Raw genomic sequence first — 17,328 nt, 5'->3', positions numbered from 1 at the left:
GCGGCGAAGGAGCTATAGGAACGACAGTGCGGATCGGCGACGACCAGCTTCGAGCCTTGATGCTTGCGGGCCTCGACGGGGACGGCGCGTCGCACGCGGCGCTGCTCGAGCTTGCGGCCTCGCTGCTGCGCGCCTTCTACCGGCGCCGGATCGCCGATGCCGACGACATCGAGGATCTTGTGCAGGAAACGCTGATCGCCGTGCACGAACGCCGGGCAAGCTACGATCGCAGGCGGCCGTTCAGCCCGTGGCTGTTCGCAATCGCCCGCTACAAGATGATCGATCATATCCGGCGGCGCAGCCGGCTGCAGCCGATCGACGATGTCGAAGATTTGCTGGCCGCCGATTTCGAGGCGCCGAGCCTCGCGCGGACCGATCTCGCCCGCCTGCTCGACAGCCTGCCCGCGAAGCAGGCGGCGGCGATCCGGAACACCAGGATCGAGGGATTGAGCGTGGCCGAGGCGGCGGCGCGCGCGGGCATCGGCGAATCCGACGTCAAGGTGTCGGTCCATCGCGGCCTGAAAGCCCTGGCGGCGCGGGTGAAGGGACAGAAGCGATGAGGACCGACGATCTGATCGCAACGCTCTCCCGCGATGTCCCGGCGGTCCCGCGCCATGCCTTCGGCCGGCGGATCGCGCTCGGCATGGGGCTTGGCGGCGTGGCGACGCTCCTGCTGATCGTTGCGACGATCGGCGTGCGTCCCGATCTCGGCGCCGCGATGCGCGGCTTTCCGTTCTGGATGAAATGGGCCTACACTGCCTCGCTCGGGCTCGTCGCGGTGGCGGCGACGATGCGACTGGCGCGGCCCGAAGGCGCGCGCGCTCCCCTGCTCTGGGCAATGGCGGTGCCGGTGCTGCTGCTCGCCGGGGTCGGGATCGCCGAGCTGGCGCACACGCCGCCGGCCGACTGGGTTCGCATGTGGCTCGGCGCGAGCTGGCAATATTGCCCCTGGCTGGTGCTGCTGCTGGCGCTGCCGATCTTTGCCGGGCTCTTGTGGTCGTTCCGCCGCTTCGCGCCGACGCGGCTGCGGCTGGCCGGCGCCGCGGCCGGGCTCGCCGCCGGCGCCTGGTCGGCGACGCTCTACTGCCTCCACTGCCCCGAAGTCTCCGCTCTGTTCGTGCTGACCTGGTATTCGCTCGGGATCGGGCTTGCCGCGGGCCTCGGCGCGCTTGCCGGGCCACGCCTGCTTCGCTGGTGATCCTGTAACCGCAGGCGGCTCCACGACGAACTTCGAAAGAGGTTCAGGGAGGAGCAGCCCATATGTTCGATACAACCCGGCTTGGCGCGATGGCCGCGCGTTGGGCGCCGGTGCCGCTGCGGCTGATCGTCGGCGCCGGCTTCTTCATCCATGGCCTCGCCAAGCTTGAAAAGGGCCCGGACCGGTTCGTCGCGATCGTCGATGCGATCGGCGTGCCGATGCCGCACCTGATGGCGTGGCTCACGATCTGGGTTGAGCTGATCGGCGGGATCGCGATCCTGATCGGCGCCTTCGTGACGCTGGCGAGCATCCCGATGGCGGCGGTCCTGGCGGTGGCGGCGCTCACCGTCCACCTCCGTTTCGGCTTCACCTCGATCAAGCTGATGGCGGTGACGCGCCAAGGCCCGCAATTCGGGCCGCCCGGCTATGAAACCGACCTTCTCTACCTCGCCTGCCTCGCCACGCTGGTGATGGCGGGGCCAGGGCCGCTGGCCGTGGATTCCTGGCTCGCACGACGATTCGGGACGAAGCGCCGCCGCCAACGCGCCTCCTGAGTCATTTCAGGTTTGCGATTCGGCGACGCTCGCGCCAGAGCCGCAGCCATGATCGATCCTGCCGAACTCCGCGAAGCAGCGCGCGTCTCCAAGGCCTGGCCCTATGAGGAAGCGCGCAAGCTGCTGAAACGCTATCCGGACGGCCCGCCGGCGGGGGAGATCGTGTTCGAGACCGGCTACGGCCCGTCGGGCCTCCCCCATCTCGGCACCTTCCAGGAGGTCGCGCGCACGTTGATGGTCCGCCACGCGCTCGCCGAAATGGTGGATTGGCCGAGCCGCCTCATCGCCTTTTCGGACGACATGGACGGGATGCGCAAGGTGCCGCCCGGCGTGCCGCACCAGGACATGATGCACGAACATCTGGATCAGCCGCTGAGCCGCGTGCCCGATCCCTATGGCTGCGGGCACAAAAGCTATGCCGATCACAACAACCACCTGCTGAAGCAATTCCTCGATCGCTTCGGCTTCGATTACGAGTTCCTGGCCTCTTCGGACGCTTACGGCTCGGGCCGGTTCGATGCGACGCTGAGGGCGGTGCTGCGCCGCCATGGCGAGATCATGGACGTGATGCTGCCGACGCTGCGCGAGGAACGGCGCAGGACCTATTCTCCGGTCCTGCCGATCAGCCCGAAAAGCGGCAGGGTGCTCCAGGTGCCGGTCGAGGTCGTCGATGCCGAGGCGGGCCTGGTCGCGTTCGAAGACGAGGGCGAGCGGATCGTCCAGTCGATCCTTTCCGGCGGCGCGAAGCTCCAATGGAAGGTCGATTGGGCGATGCGCTGGGTCGCGCTGGGCGTCGATTACGAGATGGCGGGCAAGGACCTCATCGATTCGGTCGTCCAGAGCTCGAAGATCGCCCGCGTGCTCGGCGCGCGGCCGCCGGAGGGATTCAATTACGAGCTCTTCCTCGACGAGAATGGCGAGAAAATCTCGAAGACCCGCGGCAACGGCGTCACCATCGACGAATGGCTGACCTATGCGCCGGAAGAGAGCCTCGCTTTCTATATCTACCGCGAGCCGCGGAAGGCCAAGCAGCTGTCCTTCGGGATCATCCCCAAGGCGGTGGACGAATATGACCAGTTCCTTGCGGCCTATCCGACGCAGGAGACCGCCAAGAAGCTCGGCAATCCAGTCCACCACATCCATGCGGGACGCGTGCCCGAGGCGCGCATGCCGATCGGTTTCCCGCTGCTGCTCAACCTCGTCGCCGTCGCCTCGACCGACGACAAGGCGCTGCTCTGGGGCTTCGTGAAGCGCCATGTGCCGGAGGCGTCGCCGGAGACTCATCCCGAGCTTGACCGGCGGATCGATTATGCGCTCGCCTATTTCCGCGACTTCATCGCCGGCGCGCTCGATCACCGGGCGCCGACCGAGATGGAGGCGGCGGCGCTGCGCGATCTCGACAACCGGCTGGCGGCGCTCCCCGAGACGGCCGATGCGGAGACGATCCAGGCCGAGGTCTATGAAGTCGGCAAGACCCACCCGTTCGAATCGCTGCGCGACTGGTTCAGGGCGCTTTACGAAACGCTGCTCGGCACGTCGCAGGGGCCCCGCATGGGCAGCTTCATCGCCCTCTACGGAATCGCCAACAGCCGCAAGCTCATCGCCGAGGCGCTGGCGCGGTAGCGGCCGTCAGGCGGCCGCGCGCTGCGCCGCGATCCAGGCGCGGATCTTGGCCTCCAGCACCGGCATCGGCAGCGCGCCGGTGTCGAGCACCTCGGCGTGGAAGGCCTTGAGATCGAAGCGGGAGCCCAGAGCCTGTTCGGCCTCGTGGCGGAGGCGCAGGATGGTGAGGGCGCCGATCTTGTAGGCGAGCGCCTGGCCGGGGATGGCAATATAGCGCTCGACCTCGGCGGTCACCTCGGTCCGGCTCATGCCGCTATTGTCGAGCATGTACTGGATCGCCTGATCGCGGGTCCAGCCCTTGGCATGGATCCCGGTGTCGACCACGAGGCGCATCGCGCGCAGCATCTCGTCATTGAGCCCGCCGAAGCGCTGATAGGGATCGGTCTCCATGCCGAGCTCGTCCCACAGCGTCTCCGCATAAAGCGCCCAGCCTTCGACGAAGGCGGTGTTGCCGCCGAAGCGCATGAAATTGGGCAGCCGCTCGTTCTCAGAGGCGAGCATGATCTGGAAATGGTGCCCCGGAATGCCTTCGTGCAGGTACAGCGTCTCCATGCCGTAGGTCCGGGCCGATGGCAGATCGTAGCAGTTGAAATAGAAGACGCCGGGCCGCGAGCCGTCCGGCGTGCCGTCATTGTAGGAGCCGGCCGCCTCGGTCCGCTCGCGGAACGGTTCGACCCGGCGAATGTCGAGATGCGAGCGCGGGATCGTCGAGAAAAACTCGCGCACCCGCGCATCGACGCGCCGGCCGATGGCGTAGAAACCGTCGCGCAGCGCGTCGCAGCTCGCCGGTGCGAACTGGGGATCGGTGCGCAGATGCTCGAAGAACTGGGCGAGCGTGCCGGTAAAGCCGACCCGCGTCTTGATCTGCTCCATCTCGCCGCGGATCCGCGCGACCTCGGAGAGGCCGAGATTGTGGACGTCGTCCGCGGTGAGCGGCAGCGTCGTGTTCTCTTCGATGAGGCGCGCATACATGCGATCGCCGCCGCGCATCGAATGGAGGCCGACCTCGGCGCGGGCATGCGGCAGATAGTCGTTCTGCAGGAAATCACGCAGCCGGCGATAGGCGGGGAAGATGTCGTCGCGGACCTCGGCGAGATAGGCCTGCTGGAGACGCGGCCGATCCGCCGCCGGCACCGCATCGGGGAAGTTCAGCACCGGCGCGTAATAAGGCGAGGCCTCAGGGGCCTCGGCGAGCTGGGTGTCGAGTTGCTGGATGACGTTGCGGATCGTGAGCTGGGTTTCGACGACGCCCGAGGCGAGGCCCTGGCGGAAGCGCTCGATCACCCGATCCATGATCCTCACGAACTGGCGATGGCGGGCGAGGTTGTCCTCATAATCCTTGACGTTGCGGAACGGCGCCGCGCCGTGGCCGGAGGCGAAGACCGGATAGAAGGTCTGGAAGCCGCTGAAATGGTTCATCGGCCTCACCACGGTAAGCGCCAGCATGTCCGGCTGGACGTCCGCGAGATCCTCGGTGCGCTGATATTTGAAGACATCGTAGGCGATCTGGTCCGTCGGATCGAGCTGGTCGCGGGGGATCGCCTGCAACGCCGCCAGATCCTGCTCCGCCGCCGCGCGCTCGGCGGCGTAGTAGGCATCGCTCAGATAGTCGCCCAGCTGGTCGGCATGGCTGTAGTCGCCGCGGAAGATCGCCATGATCGGGTTGCGGCGGAGATTCGCCTCATCGCTGTCGTGAAACAGCTGGCGAAGACGCGCGTCGGCGCTTGCCGGCGCGGCCGCCGAAGTCGGGGCCTGCGCCAGGAGCGGCTGGATCGGTGCGGCGGCGAGAAGGGCGGCGAGAAGGAGCGAACGGCGGCTCATGGAGATTCCCCTGCGAACTGTGTTGTGACGCTAATACGGGGAGCCGGCGGCCGCAAGCGCGCTCGCGCCCCGGCTCAATAATAAGTGGCGCTCGAGACGATCCAGGGGCGCTCGCGATGCCATTTGGTGATGACATATTTCGTCCCGGCCATCACCGGCATCCCCTGATGGAGCGTCGCCGGATTGGGCAGGCCATGCGCATCGAGATTGTTCCAGATGAGCAGGTTGCCGGTTCGCGGCGCGACCTTGATGCCGACGCGAGGGAAATGGGTCTGGCCGCCTTCCTCGGGCATGTTGAGGAAGGCCATGGCGGTCCAGGTGCGCTGGCCGCCGCACCGGTCCATTTCCTCCCAATAGGCTTCGGACTGGTGGAAATAATCGTGATGCGGCTTGAACTGCTGGCCGACCGCATAGCGCTGGCCCTGGATCGTCTCGCCATGGCTCGGCTCGATCCCGGTCAGCGCCGTGAGCTTCGCCTCGACCTGGATGACCAGCGGGTCCTTCGAATCGAGGTTGCAGCTCTCGCTGGTCCGGAACTCCGGATCGGATGAGGGCGCCAGCAGCTTCGAGGGGATGCGCTCGCGATCGATCTTGCGGACGAGGCCCTCGCACTCCTTCGCGGTCAGGAAATCGCGGATGACGAAGATGTCGATGTCGTTCGACGGAATCTTGAAACCGCTCGGGTGACGCGCCAGGCGCTGGGCCACCGACGCGCCGATCGCCGCCTTGTAGTCGACATGCGCAGCACTCATCGCCTCACTCCACCACGTGGCCGCGCACCATCACGAAGCCGACATGTTCGAGAAGACGGACATTGGCGAGCGGATCGCCGTCCACCGCGATGAGATCGGCCGAATAGCCGGGCGCGATCTTCCCGACCTCGTCGTCGAGGCCGAGCAGGTGCGCGGCGCCCGTGGTCGCGGCGGCGATCGCCTGTTGGGGCGTCATGCCGGCTTCGGTGACGAGCAGGTTGAACTCGCCGGCGTCGAGGCCATGCTCATAGACCCCCTCGTCGGTGCCGAAAACGACGGGGACCCCGGCCTGGATCGCCCCGCGTGCCGCCCGGCCGACCACCTGAAGCGTCATCCGCACCTTGTCTTCGACCCGCGGCGTGTAGACGCCGGTCCCCAGCCGCTCCCTTATGCCTTCGAACGCCATCAGGGTCGGCACGAGCGTGGTGCCGTGCTGCCGCATCAGCTGGAGCGTCGCCGGGCTTGCAAAGGTGCCGTGCTCGATCGAATCCACGCCCGCCCGGACCGCCGCCGCGATCCCCTCGTCGCTATGCGCGTGCGCCGCCGCCTTGAGGCCGAGCGAATGCGCGGTCGAGACGATCGCGCGCATCTCCTCGTCGGTAAAGGCCTGGCCGAGCCCGCGATCGCCCTGGGAAAGGACGCCGCCGGTTGCCATGAACTTGATCACGTCGGCGCCATTGCGGGCCTGTTCGCGAACGCGGGCGGCGCACTGATCGGCGCCGGTGCATGTGTTGTGGCCCTGGAGGACCTCGTTCACTTCCGGCCGGAAGCCGGCGGTGTCGCCATGGCCGCCGATGGTGGACAATGGCTCGCCGGCGACGAGCATGCGCGGGCCTTCGATCAGGCCTTCGTCGATCGCCCGCCGGAGCGCGAAGCCGGTGACGCCGGGCGAGCCCAGATCGCGCACGGTGGTAAAACCGGCGCGCAGCGTGACCAGCGCATTATGCGCGCCGAGCAGCGTCAGATAATCGTCCGTGTCGACCGCGCCGCGCCAGAACGGCGCCCGCGAATCGCCGACCAGGTGGACATGGGCGTCGATCAGCCCGGGCATCACCGTCCGGTTCGTGAGATCGATCAGCCGGGCACCCGCGGGCGGCGGGACGATGCCGGCGGTGACGCTCTGGATTCGGCCGTCGACGATCATGATGGTCGAAGGGCCGGCGATCGGCCGGGCGGGGTCGGTCATCAGATGGCCGGCCTGGACGACGATCGTCTGGTGCGGTGCAGACGATTGGCTGCTGCCCTGCGCCGCGACGGATGACGCGGCGGCGGAGACAAGCAGCATGACCATGAAGCGCGCGATCATCGACATCCCCCTGTTTTGGCCCTTGTTTTGGCCACTGTTTCGGCGTGGCGCATTCATGACTCAGACGCGCTTGGCCTGACAAGGAAAAAGCCCGGGGCTTGTGGCCCCGGGCTTCCTGCTTCCCCGCGGAGAAGTCGATCGGACTTACCAGAAGAAGTCGTAGATCGCGTCAACCACTTCGCCGGTGTAGACGTCCACCAGCAGCACGTCGTTATAGTAGCGCACCCATTCCGTGCCCGGAGGGGCCGGCGGCAGGCGATAATAATAAGGATCGCCGATCCAGTAGCTCTGTCCATAGAATAGCGGATCGAGGAACAGCCCGATCGAGAAGCGGCGATAGTGCCAATTGCGGTAAGGCGCATAATAAGGAGACAGGTGGAACAGGTGGCGGTTGCCGACCCGGTAACGCTGCCAATCGTAACGCCGGTCGCCACGCCAGCCGCGATTCCAGTCCCGGCCCCAGTTGCGATTGCCGCGCGCGCCCGCCCGCGGACCGTTGGAGCCGCGGATCGCCGCGCGCTGCTGCGGGGTGCCGTAGCGATACTGGTTGCGCCGCTCGAGCTCCTGATAGTGACGCAGCCTGGGATCGTTGGGATTGCCCTGCCACGCCTGCGGGTAGATGCTGCCCGGACGCGCCTGGGGCCCGCGATTGCCGCGATAACCCTGCGGCGCAGCCTGGGGGCCGCGCGCGCCCTGCGGCCGCACGCCCTGCGGCGATCCCTGAGGTCCGCGATTGCCCTGGAAGTTGCCGCGACCCTGCCAGTTGCCGCCCTGACGCTGGGCTGCGGGCGGCGGGGCCTGGCGCTGGACGGCCGCCGGCGGCGCCTGGCGGGCCGGCGGAGCCTGGCGCTGCGATTGCCCGCGCGATTCCCCGCCGTGCCAGCTGCCACGGTCATGGCCGCGATCGCCATTGTCGCGATGATGCTGCGCGATCGCCGCGGCGGGCGCCAAAGCGCTTGCGGCGAGTAAAAAACCGAACAATGCCCTCGGCATCTGCCCTACTCCTTCAAACATGCACAGGGCGGCAACAGGCCGCCTTTGATGATGCGTTTTGCACAACGGCTGCTGACGCAATGCTGAACCAGCCGGCAAGGTTTCGGAAAGGTGACGATCGCCCCGTCTCAGCGCGGGACGCCGCGTGGCGGACGCAAGGCGGGCACCGCGCGGGCGGCATCCACCGGCGCGATCCGCGGCGGCGGGCTTGCGGCAACGCGTTCCTCCCCGCTCCTGATCCGCGCCGCGCGGCGGATCGAATCGCGCAGTCGCGGATAGATGCCGCAGCGGCAGATATTGGGGATCGCCGCGTCGATCCGATCGTCCGACAGGCTGTCCTCATGGTCGATCAGCGCCGCGGCGGCCATGATCATGCCGGGAATGCAGAAGCCGCATTGCGGCACATTGTCCGCGGCGAAGGCCTGCTGAACCGGGTGCGACCGATCGTTCGAAAGCCCCTCGATCGTGGTCACATAGGTGCCCTCGATCTCCCGGATCGGAACCCGGCAGCTTCGCACCGCGCGGCCATCGACATGGACGGTGCAGGCGCCGCAATGGCCGGTGCCGCAGCCGAGCTTCGCCCCGGTAAGATTCGATGCCTCGCGCAGCGCGAAGAGCAGCGGCGTATCGGGATGGAGCCGGTAGTGGACGGGCTGGCCGTTCACGGTAAAGCTGGTCATGCGCCCTGATAGGCGGAAGGGGAAGGCGATGGAAAGCGCGCGGATCGGGATCGGGATCGAACGGGGCGTCGCGGCGGTGACGATGACCCGGCCGGACAGGCTCAACGCGATGGACGGGGAGATGTTCGCGGCGATCGGCGACACGTTTCGCCGGCTCGGCCGCGATCCCGCCGTGCGCGCGATCCTGCTGGCCGGCGCGGGCCGGCATTTCACCGCCGGGCTCGACCTCGATTATGCCGCGACCCAGTTTGCGCCTGGCAGCGATGCGGGCCGCGCGGCCGAATCGCGGCTGCGCCATATCGAATGGCTCCAGGACATGTTCAGCGCGGTCGAGGCGGCCCGCGCGCCCGTGATCGCGGCGATCCATGGCGGCTGCATCGGCGCCGGGGTCGATCTCGCATGCGCTGCGGACATCCGCATCGCCAGCGCCGATAGCTTCTTCCAGATCGCCGAGGTGGATGTCGCGATCACCGCCGATCTCGGCACGCTGCAGCGCATGGGTCATCTCGTTCCCCAGGGCCTGCTGCGCGAGCTCGTTTATACCGGCCGCCGAATGGACGCCGGGGAGGCGTCGCGAATCGGGTTCGTCAACGCCGTCGCCCCGGATCGGGAGGGCGCCATCGCAGCCGCGCGTGCGATCGCCGAGATGATCGCCGCCAAATCGCCGCTCGCCGTTGCCGGGGCCAAGCGGAGCCTGAACCACAGCCGCGGCCGCCCGATCGAGGAGGGGCTGCGCGACGTTGCCCTCTGGAACGCGGCGACGCTCGCCAGCGTGGACATCGGCGAGGCGATGCAGGCGCGCCTCGCGAAGGCGGAACCGATGTTCAAACCGCTGGACGACTGAGCTGCGAATCGCACGGGCGATAGGAAACGTCTCTCGCCGCGCCTACATTCGGACGAAGAACGGAGAGGATGATGAGCGTCGCATTCCGCCGCGAGAGCGACGAGGAGCACAAGGAGCCGCGGTTCGAGCTGCCGATCCCGCCAGGGCCGAACCTGGTCACGGAGCGGGGGCTTGCCCTGATCGCGGCGGAGGTCGCGCGGCTTGAGACGGCGGTCGCGGCCGAGGCGGACGAGGCGTCCCGCGAGGCGCTGCGCCGCGACCTTCGCTACTGGACGACCCGCCAGACCACCGCCGAGATCGCGCCGCCACCGACGCCCGGCGAGGCCGGGATCGGCTCCAGCGTCCGCATCCGGCTCGGCGGCGCCGAGCGGACGATTGCGATCGTCGGCGGCGACGAGGCCGATCCCGCGGCCGACCGAATCGCCTTTTCCGCGCCGCTGGCCCGCGCGCTGATCGGCGCGGAGGCGGGCGAGCGGGTCGACTTCAACGGCACCGCCGAGGCGATCGAGGTGCTGGAGGTGATGCCGTGAGCCAAGGCCCGGCGCGCGGCGCGGATCGGGCCCCGGCCGACTGACCGCAGGCTAAAGCGCCGCCGGGCTCCGCCGTTAGTCCTGACATGGGCAGGGCATCGGGGACGGCATGTTGAGATCATTTCTGCGCATTCTGGGCGGCGCGGCGCTGATCCTGGCGCCGCAGGCGGCGGCGGCCGGAATCAGCCTGTCGCCCCGCGCCGTCATCTATTTCGACAATGGCGAGCAGCGTCAGCAGGGCATCGACGCCTTCCCGATTCCGACCGACGCCCTGGCCGGGCTCAATGACCAGATCCGCGCGCTCGCCGGACCGGACGCGGCGCTGAGCGGCGCGGTGGGCGAAGGCGGCGGCAGCGCGCGCCAGATCGTCTTTCCGATGTTCGGCGGATCGATCACCGTCGGCGGCCAGCAAACGCAGGTCACCTTCACGGGGCTTTACGGCACCGCCGAGACCAGTTCGCGCATCGTCGTGCCGCTCAACCTTGCCCTCACGGCGGGCGGCTTCACCGCGACCGATCTGCTCAGCACCGTCGCCGAAGGTCGCGCGACCTACCGCCGGATCGACCTCGAGCTCACCGTCCAGCATCGGCTCGACGAGCGGTTCGCGCTGATCGGCGGCGTCCGTTACGAACGGGTTCGCAGCCGCGCGACGCTCGATGCGATCACGACGTCGTCGACCAACATCGCCAATCTCGTCGCCCTGCTTTCGGGATCCGGGCCGGTCGATCTCGGCCTTTCGCAAGGCGAGCAGCGGCTCGATCTCGGCGCCGTCAGCGAAAGCTGGAGCCTCCGGGGTGGCGCCGCGGCCTTCGTTCCCTTCGCACGGCGCCAGCTCGTCTATGTCAACGGCATGGTCCATGTCAGCCGCGCCCCAGCGCTGACCGCACAGGCGCTGCTCACCGATCTCGACGGCGGCGGAACGCTGGACCTGTCGACGCGCCGGCCTTCGGAGACCTCGGTCGGCCCGGACATTTCGGTCGGCATCCTCTCCCGGTTCAGCGACCGCGTGGCGCTCGACATACGGTATCGCGGCATCTTCTATTTCCCGCTGAGCGGGGTCCGCAGCTTCGATGATCCGCGCGTCAATCACGGGCTCAACCTCGGCCTCACCTTCGCATTGGGGCGGTAGCCGGCATGATCAGCCGGCTCGCCCGCATCCTGCTCGTCTTCCTGCTTGCGCTTCCGGTCGCCGCGCGCGCCGAGACTCGCGCGCTGGTCGTGGCGGCGAGCTATGCCGGAAGCGGCAATCCCGCACTCGCGCTCGCCAATACCGCGGTGGACGGCCGCAACGTCGCCGCCGCCCTCACCCGGGCTGGCCTGCGCGACGTGAGGCTGATCGAGGATCCCGATCTCGCGCGCTGGGAAACCGAGCTGGAGGCCTTCGCGGCGCGGCTCGCGCCCGGCGACGTCGCCCTCCTCTATTATGCGGGCCACGCCATCCAGGTGTCCGGGCGAAACTATTTCCTCGCCGGCGACGGCACGAGCCTGATCGACATGGAGCGGATGATCCCGCGCCTCAGCGATCGGGCGCGCGGGGTCTTCCTCGTCATCGACGCCTGCCGCAACAATCCCTTCCAGCGCGGCGACAGCCCCGATGTGGTCGCGGCAGCCCGCGCATTGCCGACGGTGTCCGTCGCCGAATTGACCGCCGCCCATCGCGGCCTCAGCCAGCTCGGCGATCTGCGCGGCCTCTCGGTGCTCGCCCTCTTCTCCACCGATCCGGGCAATGTCGCGCTCGACGGCGAGCCGGGATCGGGGAGCCCCTTCGCCAACGCCTTCGCGGCCGAGCTCGGGCGCCGTCAATCGCTCGACGCACTCGTCCGCCGGGTCGCGCTGCGCGTCAATCGCGAGACCGGCGGCGAACAGACGCCATGGCGGCAGGGCGACCTTCCCTTCGACGTCTATCTCGCCGGAATGCAGAGCTTCCCCGTCCCCTGACCGCCCCGGCATTTGACTTTTTGCATCGCAGCATCCATATGCCCGCCCAGCGAGGCGTCATGCAGCGTGATCTGGCCTGAAGGCCCGGCTCCGTCTCGTATTTCCAAGAGCTTCCCTTTTCACGCGGGTCGTTCAGACACCCGCCGCGTTTGCGCGCGCGCCGTTTCGGCGTGCCGGGCAGGCAACGCATGAAGTGAGTTTAAACTTAAAATGTCATTCCAGAACCTCGGGCTGTCGCAGCCCGTTCTCCAGGCGCTCGCCTTCAAGGGCTACAAGGACGCCACGCCGATCCAGATGCAGGCGATCCCGACCGTGCTCAAGGGCCGCGACCTGCTCGGCATCGCGCAGACCGGCACCGGCAAGACGGCGGCGTTCATGCTGCCCTCGATCGATCGGCTCGTCGCCTCGCGGCGGGGCGGGACCCGGCCGCAATCGTGCCGGATGCTCGTCCTCGCGCCGACCCGCGAGCTCGCCGGGCAGATCGCCGAATCGGCGCGCGCTTACGGCCAGTTCGCCGGGCTTCGCGTCGCCACCATCTTCGGCGGCACCTCGATCGGCCGCAACCGCGCCGACGTGGCGCGCGGCGTCGATGTGCTCGTCGCGACGCCGGGCCGGCTGATCGACGTCGTCGAGCAGGGCTATCTGACGCTTCGCGAGGTCGAGATCCTCGTCCTCGACGAGGCCGATCAGATGCTCGATCTCGGCTTCATCCACGCGCTGAAGCAGATCGTGAAGATGCTCCCGGCCAGGCGCCAGACCCTGTTCTTTTCGGCGACCATGCCGAAGGCGATCAAGGAGCTCGCCGATCGCTTCCTCACCGATCCGGCGACGGTGTCGGTGGCGCCGCAGTCGACGACTGCCGAGCGGGTCGATCAATATGTGACCTTCGTCCAGCAGGGCGAGAAGCAGGCCTTGCTCACCATGATGCTGCGCTGGGGCTTTTCCGAACGCGGCAATATGGACCGCGTCCTCGTCTTCACCCGCACCAAGCATGGCGCCGACCGGGTCGTGAAGCTGCTTGCCGGCAACAACATCCCGGCGAACGCGATCCACGGCAACAAGAGCCAGCCGCAGCGCGAACGCGCGCTCGCCGAGTTCAAGAGCGGCCGGGTCCGCATCCTGGTCGCGACCGACATCGCCGCGCGCGGCATCGACGTGTCGGGCGTCAGCCACGTCATCAATTTCGAGCTGCCCAACGTGCCCGAACAATATGTCCACCGGATCGGGCGGACGGCGCGCGCCGGCAATGATGGCGTCGCCATCGCCTACTGCGCGGATGACGAGAAGGCCTATCTGCGCGACATCGAGAAGCTGACGCGACAGAAAATCGCGGTCGAGCCGCTGCCGCAGGGCTTCCTCGCCGAAGCGGCGCGGATCAAGGCGAGCCGGACGACGCCGGCCTTCGAGGAGCGGCTCGCGCCGCGCCACGAGGAGCGCGCGCCACGCCAGCGGGCGCATCCGCAGCGCGGGCGCTATGCCTCGTCGGTCAAGCCGACGGGCAATGCGCGGCGGCGGGCGCGGGGCTGACTTGCAAGGGCGGGCGCCCTCTGCTAGGGGCTCCCGCTCACGCCGCCCGGGCCTCCCGTGCGGCGACTCCTATTTTCGGGTATAAGCATTTGTTCATGGCGGCGCGATCGGCGCCGCGCACGGGATCGAACGGCTAAAAAGGAAGAGTGGCGAGCTTTTATGCAGATCATCGTTCGCGATAACAATGTCGACCAGGCGCTGCGGGCGCTCAAGAAGAAGCTGCAGCGCGAGGGCGTCTATCGCGAGATGAAGCTGCGTCGCCATTACGAGAAGCCGAGCGAAAAGCGCGCGCGCGAGCGTGCCGCTGCGATCCGCCGCGCCCGCAAGCTCGAGCGCAAGCGCGCCGAGCGCGACGGCCAGCGCTGATCTCTCGGCGCCGTCCGGGGTGACGGCGAGGAAACTTGGCATTACGACCGGGCGGCGATAATCCATCGCCGCCCGTTCTCGTTTGGGGGAAATCGATGTCCAACGTCACCGCCGTCCCGATTCGCCCGCTTGCGAAGGGATCCATCGTCAAGCTGTGGATCGCGCTGATCGTGCTCGTGCTCGCCGCCGGCGCGATCGCCTGGTGGGGGACGGCGCCGCTGCAGGTGACGACGACGCAGTCGGGGCTTCGCTTCCGCGTGATCCACGAAGGCACCGGCGAGCCGGCGACCGATCAGGACGTCGTGCTGCTGCGCTACCAGCTGCACGTCACCGGCCCCTCCAACCCGGTCATCCAGGACAGCGACGAAAGCGGCCAGCCCGTACCGCTCAGCGCCGGCTCGGTCGTCCCCGGCATGGCCGAGGCGATCCGCATGATGCGCGCCGGCGGAACCTATGAGTTCTGGATGCCGCCGCATCTCGGCTATGCCGGACGGCTGCCGCCGGGCGCGCCCTTCGGCCCGATGGACACGCTCTATTTCAAGGTCCGCGTCGTCCAGATCGGGCGCGGCATGGCCGCGCTCCAGCAGATGATGGGACGCCCCCAGGGCGGGCCTCCGGGCGGCGAAGCACAGGAGAATATGCGCGAGCTCGAATCCGGGCACGGCAATCCGCACGCCGGCGCGCCGGAAACGGCCGCGCCGCCCACCGGGACGGGCAACAGCCAGAACTGACGAAGGCACTCGGGATCCGCCGCGCACGCGCGCGGCGGGGCTCGCTCAGGGTTCGGGAATTTCGGGCGCGTCGTCTTCGGACTTCTGGTCGAGCGCCGCCTTGGTCAGCGCGACGATCGGATCGGCCAGGGCAAGGCCGAGAATGCCGAACAGCGCGCCGAAGATGAGCTGCGCGCCAAGCACGAGCGCCGGCGCGAGATCGACGGTGCGCCGCGCGACATAGGGCACGATGAGATAGCCGTCGACGATCTGCACCACCGCATAGACGGCGACTGCCCACAGGCCGGTGTCGACTCCGGCCGAAAAGCCGATGAGGACGATCAGCAGGCCCGAGACGATCGCGCCGATATTGGGCAGGAAGGCGAGGATGCCGGTGAGCAGGCCGAGCAGCGCCGCCATGGGCACCCCGCCGACCATCAGCAGCAGCCAGGTGCCGACGCCCTCCACGGCCATGCCGAGCAGCCGCCCGGCCATCAGCCGGCGCAGCGTATATCCCATGCGATCGGAGGTCCGGTAGAAGCCCTCGCGGTTGGCGCTTGGCAGCATCCAGGCGACGCCCCGTTCGTAGATTCGCGGCTCGACGGCGACGAACAGCCCGATCACCAGGATCATGACGAGATTGGTCACGACCCCGACCGCGGTGCCGACCGCGGAGGTCAGCCGGCCGATCGACCCCATCGCCTGCGCGACGATCTGGTCCGGATCGAGGCTGGGCACGTCGAGCCCGAACGAGGCGGCCAGCGCCAGCAGGCGGGTCAGCTCGGTCTCGATCGTCGCCTTGAAGGCAGCCGCCTGCGCGGTCAGCTGTACGCCGGCGAGCCAGATCGTGCCGGCAAGGAAGGCGAAGCCGGCAAGGACCACGATCAGCAGCCGCCAGCCACGGCCGATCGGCAGCACCCGGCCGAGCAGGCGCGTGCCGCCGTCGAAGATCGCGGCGACGACGATCCCGCCGAAGATCAGCAGCAGCGGCTGCGCGAGGAAGATGACGGCAAGAACCGCGAGGCCGAGCGCGAACCAGACGCTTGCCTTCTTGAGCTCCTGGCGGATCAGCGGATCGCGCAGTTCGGACGGGCCCGGCCTGTCGGCGGGCCGATCGGTGGGCGGGGGCGGGGCTGCCGCCTCGCTCATCGGCCCCCGCTGGCCGGCACAGGCGCCTGGCCCGGTCGGAGCGAGGTGCCGGCGCGGCCGGACCTCAGGGCGGTGAACCAGCTGATCGGGTTCCAGTAGCTCGACGATCCGTCAAGGCTGAAGGTGATGAACTCGGCGCGGCCGCCGATATTCTCCCACGGCACCGGCCCGCCGAGACCGAGCTCGCTCACCGGGAAGCGGCTGTCCGCGCTGTTGTCGCGATTGTCGCCCATCAGGAAGACGCGGTTCGCCGGCACCGTGACGCGCGGGAAATCATCGCCCGTCGATCGGCCGAGGTCGAGCGTGTCGTAATAACGCCCGCTCGGCAGATATTCGCGCACGACCGGAAGGCGGCAATAGAGCTTGCCGTCCGCGCCGCGAACCCGGAAGTCGCCATATTCGTCGTAACCGCGGCCGGCGCAGGGCGTGTTGATGTCGACAGGGATCATCGTCGGCGGCCGCTGCTCGGTACGAAGCTCACGGCCGTTGAGGAAGACGCGTCCGCCGATCACCTCGATCGTGTCGCCGGGAAGCCCGATGACCCGCTTGATATAGTCGCTGCTCTCACCCGGCGGCGTGACGATGACGACATCGCCGCGCTCCGGCATGCGACCCCAGATCCGCCCGCTCCAGCGCGGGAAGATGTGGAAGCTCGGCGAAACCCAGGACCAGCCATAGGGATATTTGCTCACCACCAGCCGATCGCCGACGAGCAGCCCCGGCATCATCGATTCGCTCGGGATGTAGAACGGCTTGGCGATGAACGAGTGGAACGCGAGGACGGCGAGAATCAGCCAGAAGATCGCCTTGATCTCCGACCACCAGTCGGTGCCCGGCTTGGCCGGCTTCGCAGCGTCGAGCGCGGCGGGCGGGGCGACGATGTCGCTGTGGGTGTCAGCCGCGTCGCTGCGGTCGGTGTCGGTCAACAAGCCTGCTCCTCGGGGATCGCCTCGATGACGACCACAGCCAGAGCAAATGGGTGGTCGTCGGTCATTGTCAAATGGATGCGGGCGGCGTGGCCCGGCGGGACGAGCGCGTCAAGCCTCTCCTTGGCGCCGCCGGCCAGCGCCAGCGTCGGTGCGCCGGAGGGCAGATTCACGACGCCGATGTCCTTCATATAGACCCCGCGCTTGAAGCCGGTGCCGACCGCCTTGGAATAGGCCTCCTTGGCGGCGAAGCGCTTGGCATAGGTGCCCGCGCGCGTGAACGGACGCCGCTCGGCCCGCGCGCGTTCGGTGTCGGTGAAGACCCGGTTGAGAAACCGTTCGCCGAACCGGTCGAGCGAATTCTGGATGCGCTCGATATTGCACAGGTCGGAGCCGATGCCGACGATCATC

The 17,328-nt window shown here is 68.2% G+C and carries 19 protein-coding genes; 11 read left to right on the top strand and 8 right to left on the bottom strand.

Annotation, left to right across the window (positions count from 1 at the left end; translation table 11 throughout):
- Positions 1–26: 26 nt before the first annotated feature.
- From FRZ32_RS07605 to FRZ32_RS07590, 4 genes are all read left to right on the top strand, one after another.
- Positions 27–560, top strand: coding sequence for a sigma-70 family RNA polymerase sigma factor (locus FRZ32_RS07605; RefSeq protein WP_147042944.1), 534 nt, complete (start codon positions 27–29; stop codon positions 558–560).
- On the top strand, positions 557–1,198 hold the full coding sequence (locus FRZ32_RS07600) for a DUF1109 domain-containing protein (protein ID WP_147042943.1): 642 nt from the start codon (positions 557–559) through the stop codon (positions 1,196–1,198). Before FRZ32_RS07605 ends, FRZ32_RS07600 begins: the two co-directional genes overlap by 4 nt.
- 62 nt (positions 1,199–1,260) lie before the next feature.
- Positions 1,261–1,752: a DoxX family protein gene (locus tag FRZ32_RS07595; RefSeq protein ID WP_147042942.1), complete on the top strand. Its 492-nt coding sequence runs from the start codon at positions 1,261–1,263 to the stop codon at positions 1,750–1,752.
- A 48-nt stretch (positions 1,753–1,800) separates the two neighbouring features.
- Positions 1,801–3,375 carry a lysine--tRNA ligase gene (locus FRZ32_RS07590; RefSeq protein WP_147042941.1) on the top strand — a complete coding sequence of 525 codons (1,575 nt, stop codon included), beginning with the start codon at positions 1,801–1,803 and terminating at the stop codon, positions 3,373–3,375.
- 6 nt (positions 3,376–3,381) lie between these two features.
- Here FRZ32_RS07590 and FRZ32_RS07585 read toward each other — a convergent pair whose 3' ends face one another.
- The 5 genes from FRZ32_RS07585 to FRZ32_RS07565 form a co-directional block, all read right to left on the bottom strand.
- Positions 3,382–5,196: a DUF885 domain-containing protein gene (locus tag FRZ32_RS07585; protein WP_147042940.1), complete on the bottom strand. Its 1,815-nt coding sequence runs from the start codon at positions 5,194–5,196 to the stop codon at positions 3,382–3,384.
- 74 nt (positions 5,197–5,270) lie between these two features.
- Positions 5,271–5,948, bottom strand: coding sequence for a 2OG-Fe(II) oxygenase (locus tag FRZ32_RS07580; protein WP_147042939.1), 678 nt, complete (start codon positions 5,946–5,948; stop codon positions 5,271–5,273).
- Between the two features lie 4 nt (positions 5,949–5,952).
- A complete protein-coding gene (locus tag FRZ32_RS07575; protein ID WP_243445226.1) occupies positions 5,953–7,260 on the bottom strand; it encodes a metal-dependent hydrolase family protein in 1,308 nt (435 codons plus the stop codon).
- A 138-nt stretch (positions 7,261–7,398) separates the two neighbouring features.
- Complete coding sequence (locus FRZ32_RS07570; protein WP_147042938.1) at positions 7,399–8,247, bottom strand: RcnB family protein; 849 nt, start codon at positions 8,245–8,247, stop codon at positions 7,399–7,401.
- 128 nt (positions 8,248–8,375) lie between these two features.
- Entirely contained in the window at positions 8,376–8,927 is a 552-nt protein-coding gene (locus tag FRZ32_RS07565) for a (2Fe-2S)-binding protein (RefSeq protein ID WP_147042937.1), read from the bottom strand.
- 28 nt (positions 8,928–8,955) lie between these two features.
- Here FRZ32_RS07565 and FRZ32_RS07560 point away from each other — a divergent pair, with 28 nt between their 5' ends.
- The 7 genes from FRZ32_RS07560 to FRZ32_RS07530 all read left to right on the top strand — a co-directional run bounded on the left by FRZ32_RS07560 (position 8,956) and on the right by FRZ32_RS07530 (position 14,863).
- Positions 8,956–9,771 (top strand): enoyl-CoA hydratase-related protein, encoded by an 816-nt coding sequence (locus FRZ32_RS07560; RefSeq protein WP_147042936.1) that lies wholly within the window; start codon positions 8,956–8,958, stop codon positions 9,769–9,771.
- A gap of 71 nt (positions 9,772–9,842) precedes the next feature.
- Positions 9,843–10,301 carry a GreA/GreB family elongation factor gene (locus FRZ32_RS07555; RefSeq protein ID WP_147042935.1) on the top strand — a complete coding sequence of 153 codons (459 nt, stop codon included), beginning with the start codon at positions 9,843–9,845 and terminating at the stop codon, positions 10,299–10,301.
- A 109-nt stretch (positions 10,302–10,410) separates the two neighbouring features.
- Positions 10,411–11,430: a hypothetical protein gene (locus FRZ32_RS07550; RefSeq protein ID WP_147042934.1), complete on the top strand. Its 1,020-nt coding sequence runs from the start codon at positions 10,411–10,413 to the stop codon at positions 11,428–11,430.
- 5 nt (positions 11,431–11,435) lie between these two features.
- A complete protein-coding gene (locus FRZ32_RS07545; RefSeq protein WP_147042933.1) occupies positions 11,436–12,239 on the top strand; it encodes a caspase family protein in 804 nt (267 codons plus the stop codon).
- A 210-nt stretch (positions 12,240–12,449) separates the two neighbouring features.
- The gene (locus tag FRZ32_RS07540) at positions 12,450–13,766 is read left to right on the top strand and encodes a DEAD/DEAH box helicase (protein WP_147042932.1); all 1,317 of its coding nucleotides are present in this window, start codon (positions 12,450–12,452) and stop codon (positions 13,764–13,766) included.
- 159 nt (positions 13,767–13,925) lie between these two features.
- Positions 13,926–14,132, top strand: coding sequence for a 30S ribosomal protein S21 (gene rpsU, locus FRZ32_RS07535; protein WP_093315719.1), 207 nt, complete (start codon positions 13,926–13,928; stop codon positions 14,130–14,132).
- Between the two features lie 95 nt (positions 14,133–14,227).
- Positions 14,228–14,863, top strand: a complete 636-nt coding sequence (locus tag FRZ32_RS07530; protein WP_147042931.1) for an FKBP-type peptidyl-prolyl cis-trans isomerase — start codon at positions 14,228–14,230, stop codon at positions 14,861–14,863.
- 45 nt (positions 14,864–14,908) lie between these two features.
- Here FRZ32_RS07530 and FRZ32_RS07525 read toward each other — a convergent pair whose 3' ends face one another.
- The 3 genes from FRZ32_RS07525 to acpS are packed head-to-tail and all read right to left on the bottom strand — an operon-like array spanning position 14,909 to position 17,327.
- Positions 14,909–15,991, bottom strand: coding sequence for an AI-2E family transporter (locus FRZ32_RS07525; RefSeq protein WP_147042930.1), 1,083 nt, complete (start codon positions 15,989–15,991; stop codon positions 14,909–14,911).
- Positions 15,988–16,917 carry a signal peptidase I gene (gene lepB, locus FRZ32_RS07520; RefSeq protein ID WP_424141288.1) on the bottom strand — a complete coding sequence of 310 codons (930 nt, stop codon included), beginning with the start codon at positions 16,915–16,917 and terminating at the stop codon, positions 15,988–15,990. Before lepB ends, FRZ32_RS07525 begins: the two co-directional genes overlap by 4 nt.
- On the bottom strand, positions 16,914–17,327 hold the full coding sequence (gene acpS / locus FRZ32_RS07515) for a holo-ACP synthase (RefSeq protein WP_147042928.1): 414 nt from the start codon (positions 17,325–17,327) through the stop codon (positions 16,914–16,916). The genes lepB and acpS overlap by 4 nt, the downstream gene beginning before the upstream one ends.
- Position 17,328 lies beyond the last annotated feature (1 nt).

The organism is Sphingosinicella ginsenosidimutans (assembly GCF_007995055.1).
Classification (GTDB): domain Bacteria; phylum Pseudomonadota; class Alphaproteobacteria; order Sphingomonadales; family Sphingomonadaceae; genus Allosphingosinicella; species Allosphingosinicella ginsenosidimutans.
This window is presented reverse-complemented; position numbering and strand designations above follow the sequence as displayed.

Coding starts and splice junctions, on each gene's coding strand:
- FRZ32_RS07575 (WP_243445226.1), bottom strand. CDS start 7,260: ATGTCGATGATCGCGCGCTTCATGGTCATGCTGCTTGTCTCCGCCGCC.
- acpS (WP_147042928.1), bottom strand. CDS start 17,327: ATGATCGTCGGCATCGGCTCCGACCTGTGCAATATCGAGCGCATCCAG.
- FRZ32_RS07525 (WP_147042930.1), bottom strand. CDS start 15,991: ATGAGCGAGGCGGCAGCCCCGCCCCCGCCCACCGATCGGCCCGCCGAC.
- FRZ32_RS07580 (WP_147042939.1), bottom strand. CDS start 5,948: ATGAGTGCTGCGCATGTCGACTACAAGGCGGCGATCGGCGCGTCGGTG.
- FRZ32_RS07555 (WP_147042935.1), top strand. CDS start 9,843: ATGAGCGTCGCATTCCGCCGCGAGAGCGACGAGGAGCACAAGGAGCCG.
- FRZ32_RS07560 (WP_147042936.1), top strand. CDS start 8,956: ATGGAAAGCGCGCGGATCGGGATCGGGATCGAACGGGGCGTCGCGGCG.
- FRZ32_RS07530 (WP_147042931.1), top strand. CDS start 14,228: ATGTCCAACGTCACCGCCGTCCCGATTCGCCCGCTTGCGAAGGGATCC.
- FRZ32_RS07565 (WP_147042937.1), bottom strand. CDS start 8,927: ATGACCAGCTTTACCGTGAACGGCCAGCCCGTCCACTACCGGCTCCAT.
- FRZ32_RS07570 (WP_147042938.1), bottom strand. CDS start 8,247: ATGCCGAGGGCATTGTTCGGTTTTTTACTCGCCGCAAGCGCTTTGGCG.
- FRZ32_RS07585 (WP_147042940.1), bottom strand. CDS start 5,196: ATGAGCCGCCGTTCGCTCCTTCTCGCCGCCCTTCTCGCCGCCGCACCG.
- FRZ32_RS07550 (WP_147042934.1), top strand. CDS start 10,411: ATGTTGAGATCATTTCTGCGCATTCTGGGCGGCGCGGCGCTGATCCTG.
- FRZ32_RS07600 (WP_147042943.1), top strand. CDS start 557: ATGAGGACCGACGATCTGATCGCAACGCTCTCCCGCGATGTCCCGGCG.
- FRZ32_RS07595 (WP_147042942.1), top strand. CDS start 1,261: ATGTTCGATACAACCCGGCTTGGCGCGATGGCCGCGCGTTGGGCGCCG.
- FRZ32_RS07590 (WP_147042941.1), top strand. CDS start 1,801: ATGATCGATCCTGCCGAACTCCGCGAAGCAGCGCGCGTCTCCAAGGCC.
- rpsU (WP_093315719.1), top strand. CDS start 13,926: ATGCAGATCATCGTTCGCGATAACAATGTCGACCAGGCGCTGCGGGCG.
- FRZ32_RS07545 (WP_147042933.1), top strand. CDS start 11,436: ATGATCAGCCGGCTCGCCCGCATCCTGCTCGTCTTCCTGCTTGCGCTT.
- FRZ32_RS07540 (WP_147042932.1), top strand. CDS start 12,450: ATGTCATTCCAGAACCTCGGGCTGTCGCAGCCCGTTCTCCAGGCGCTC.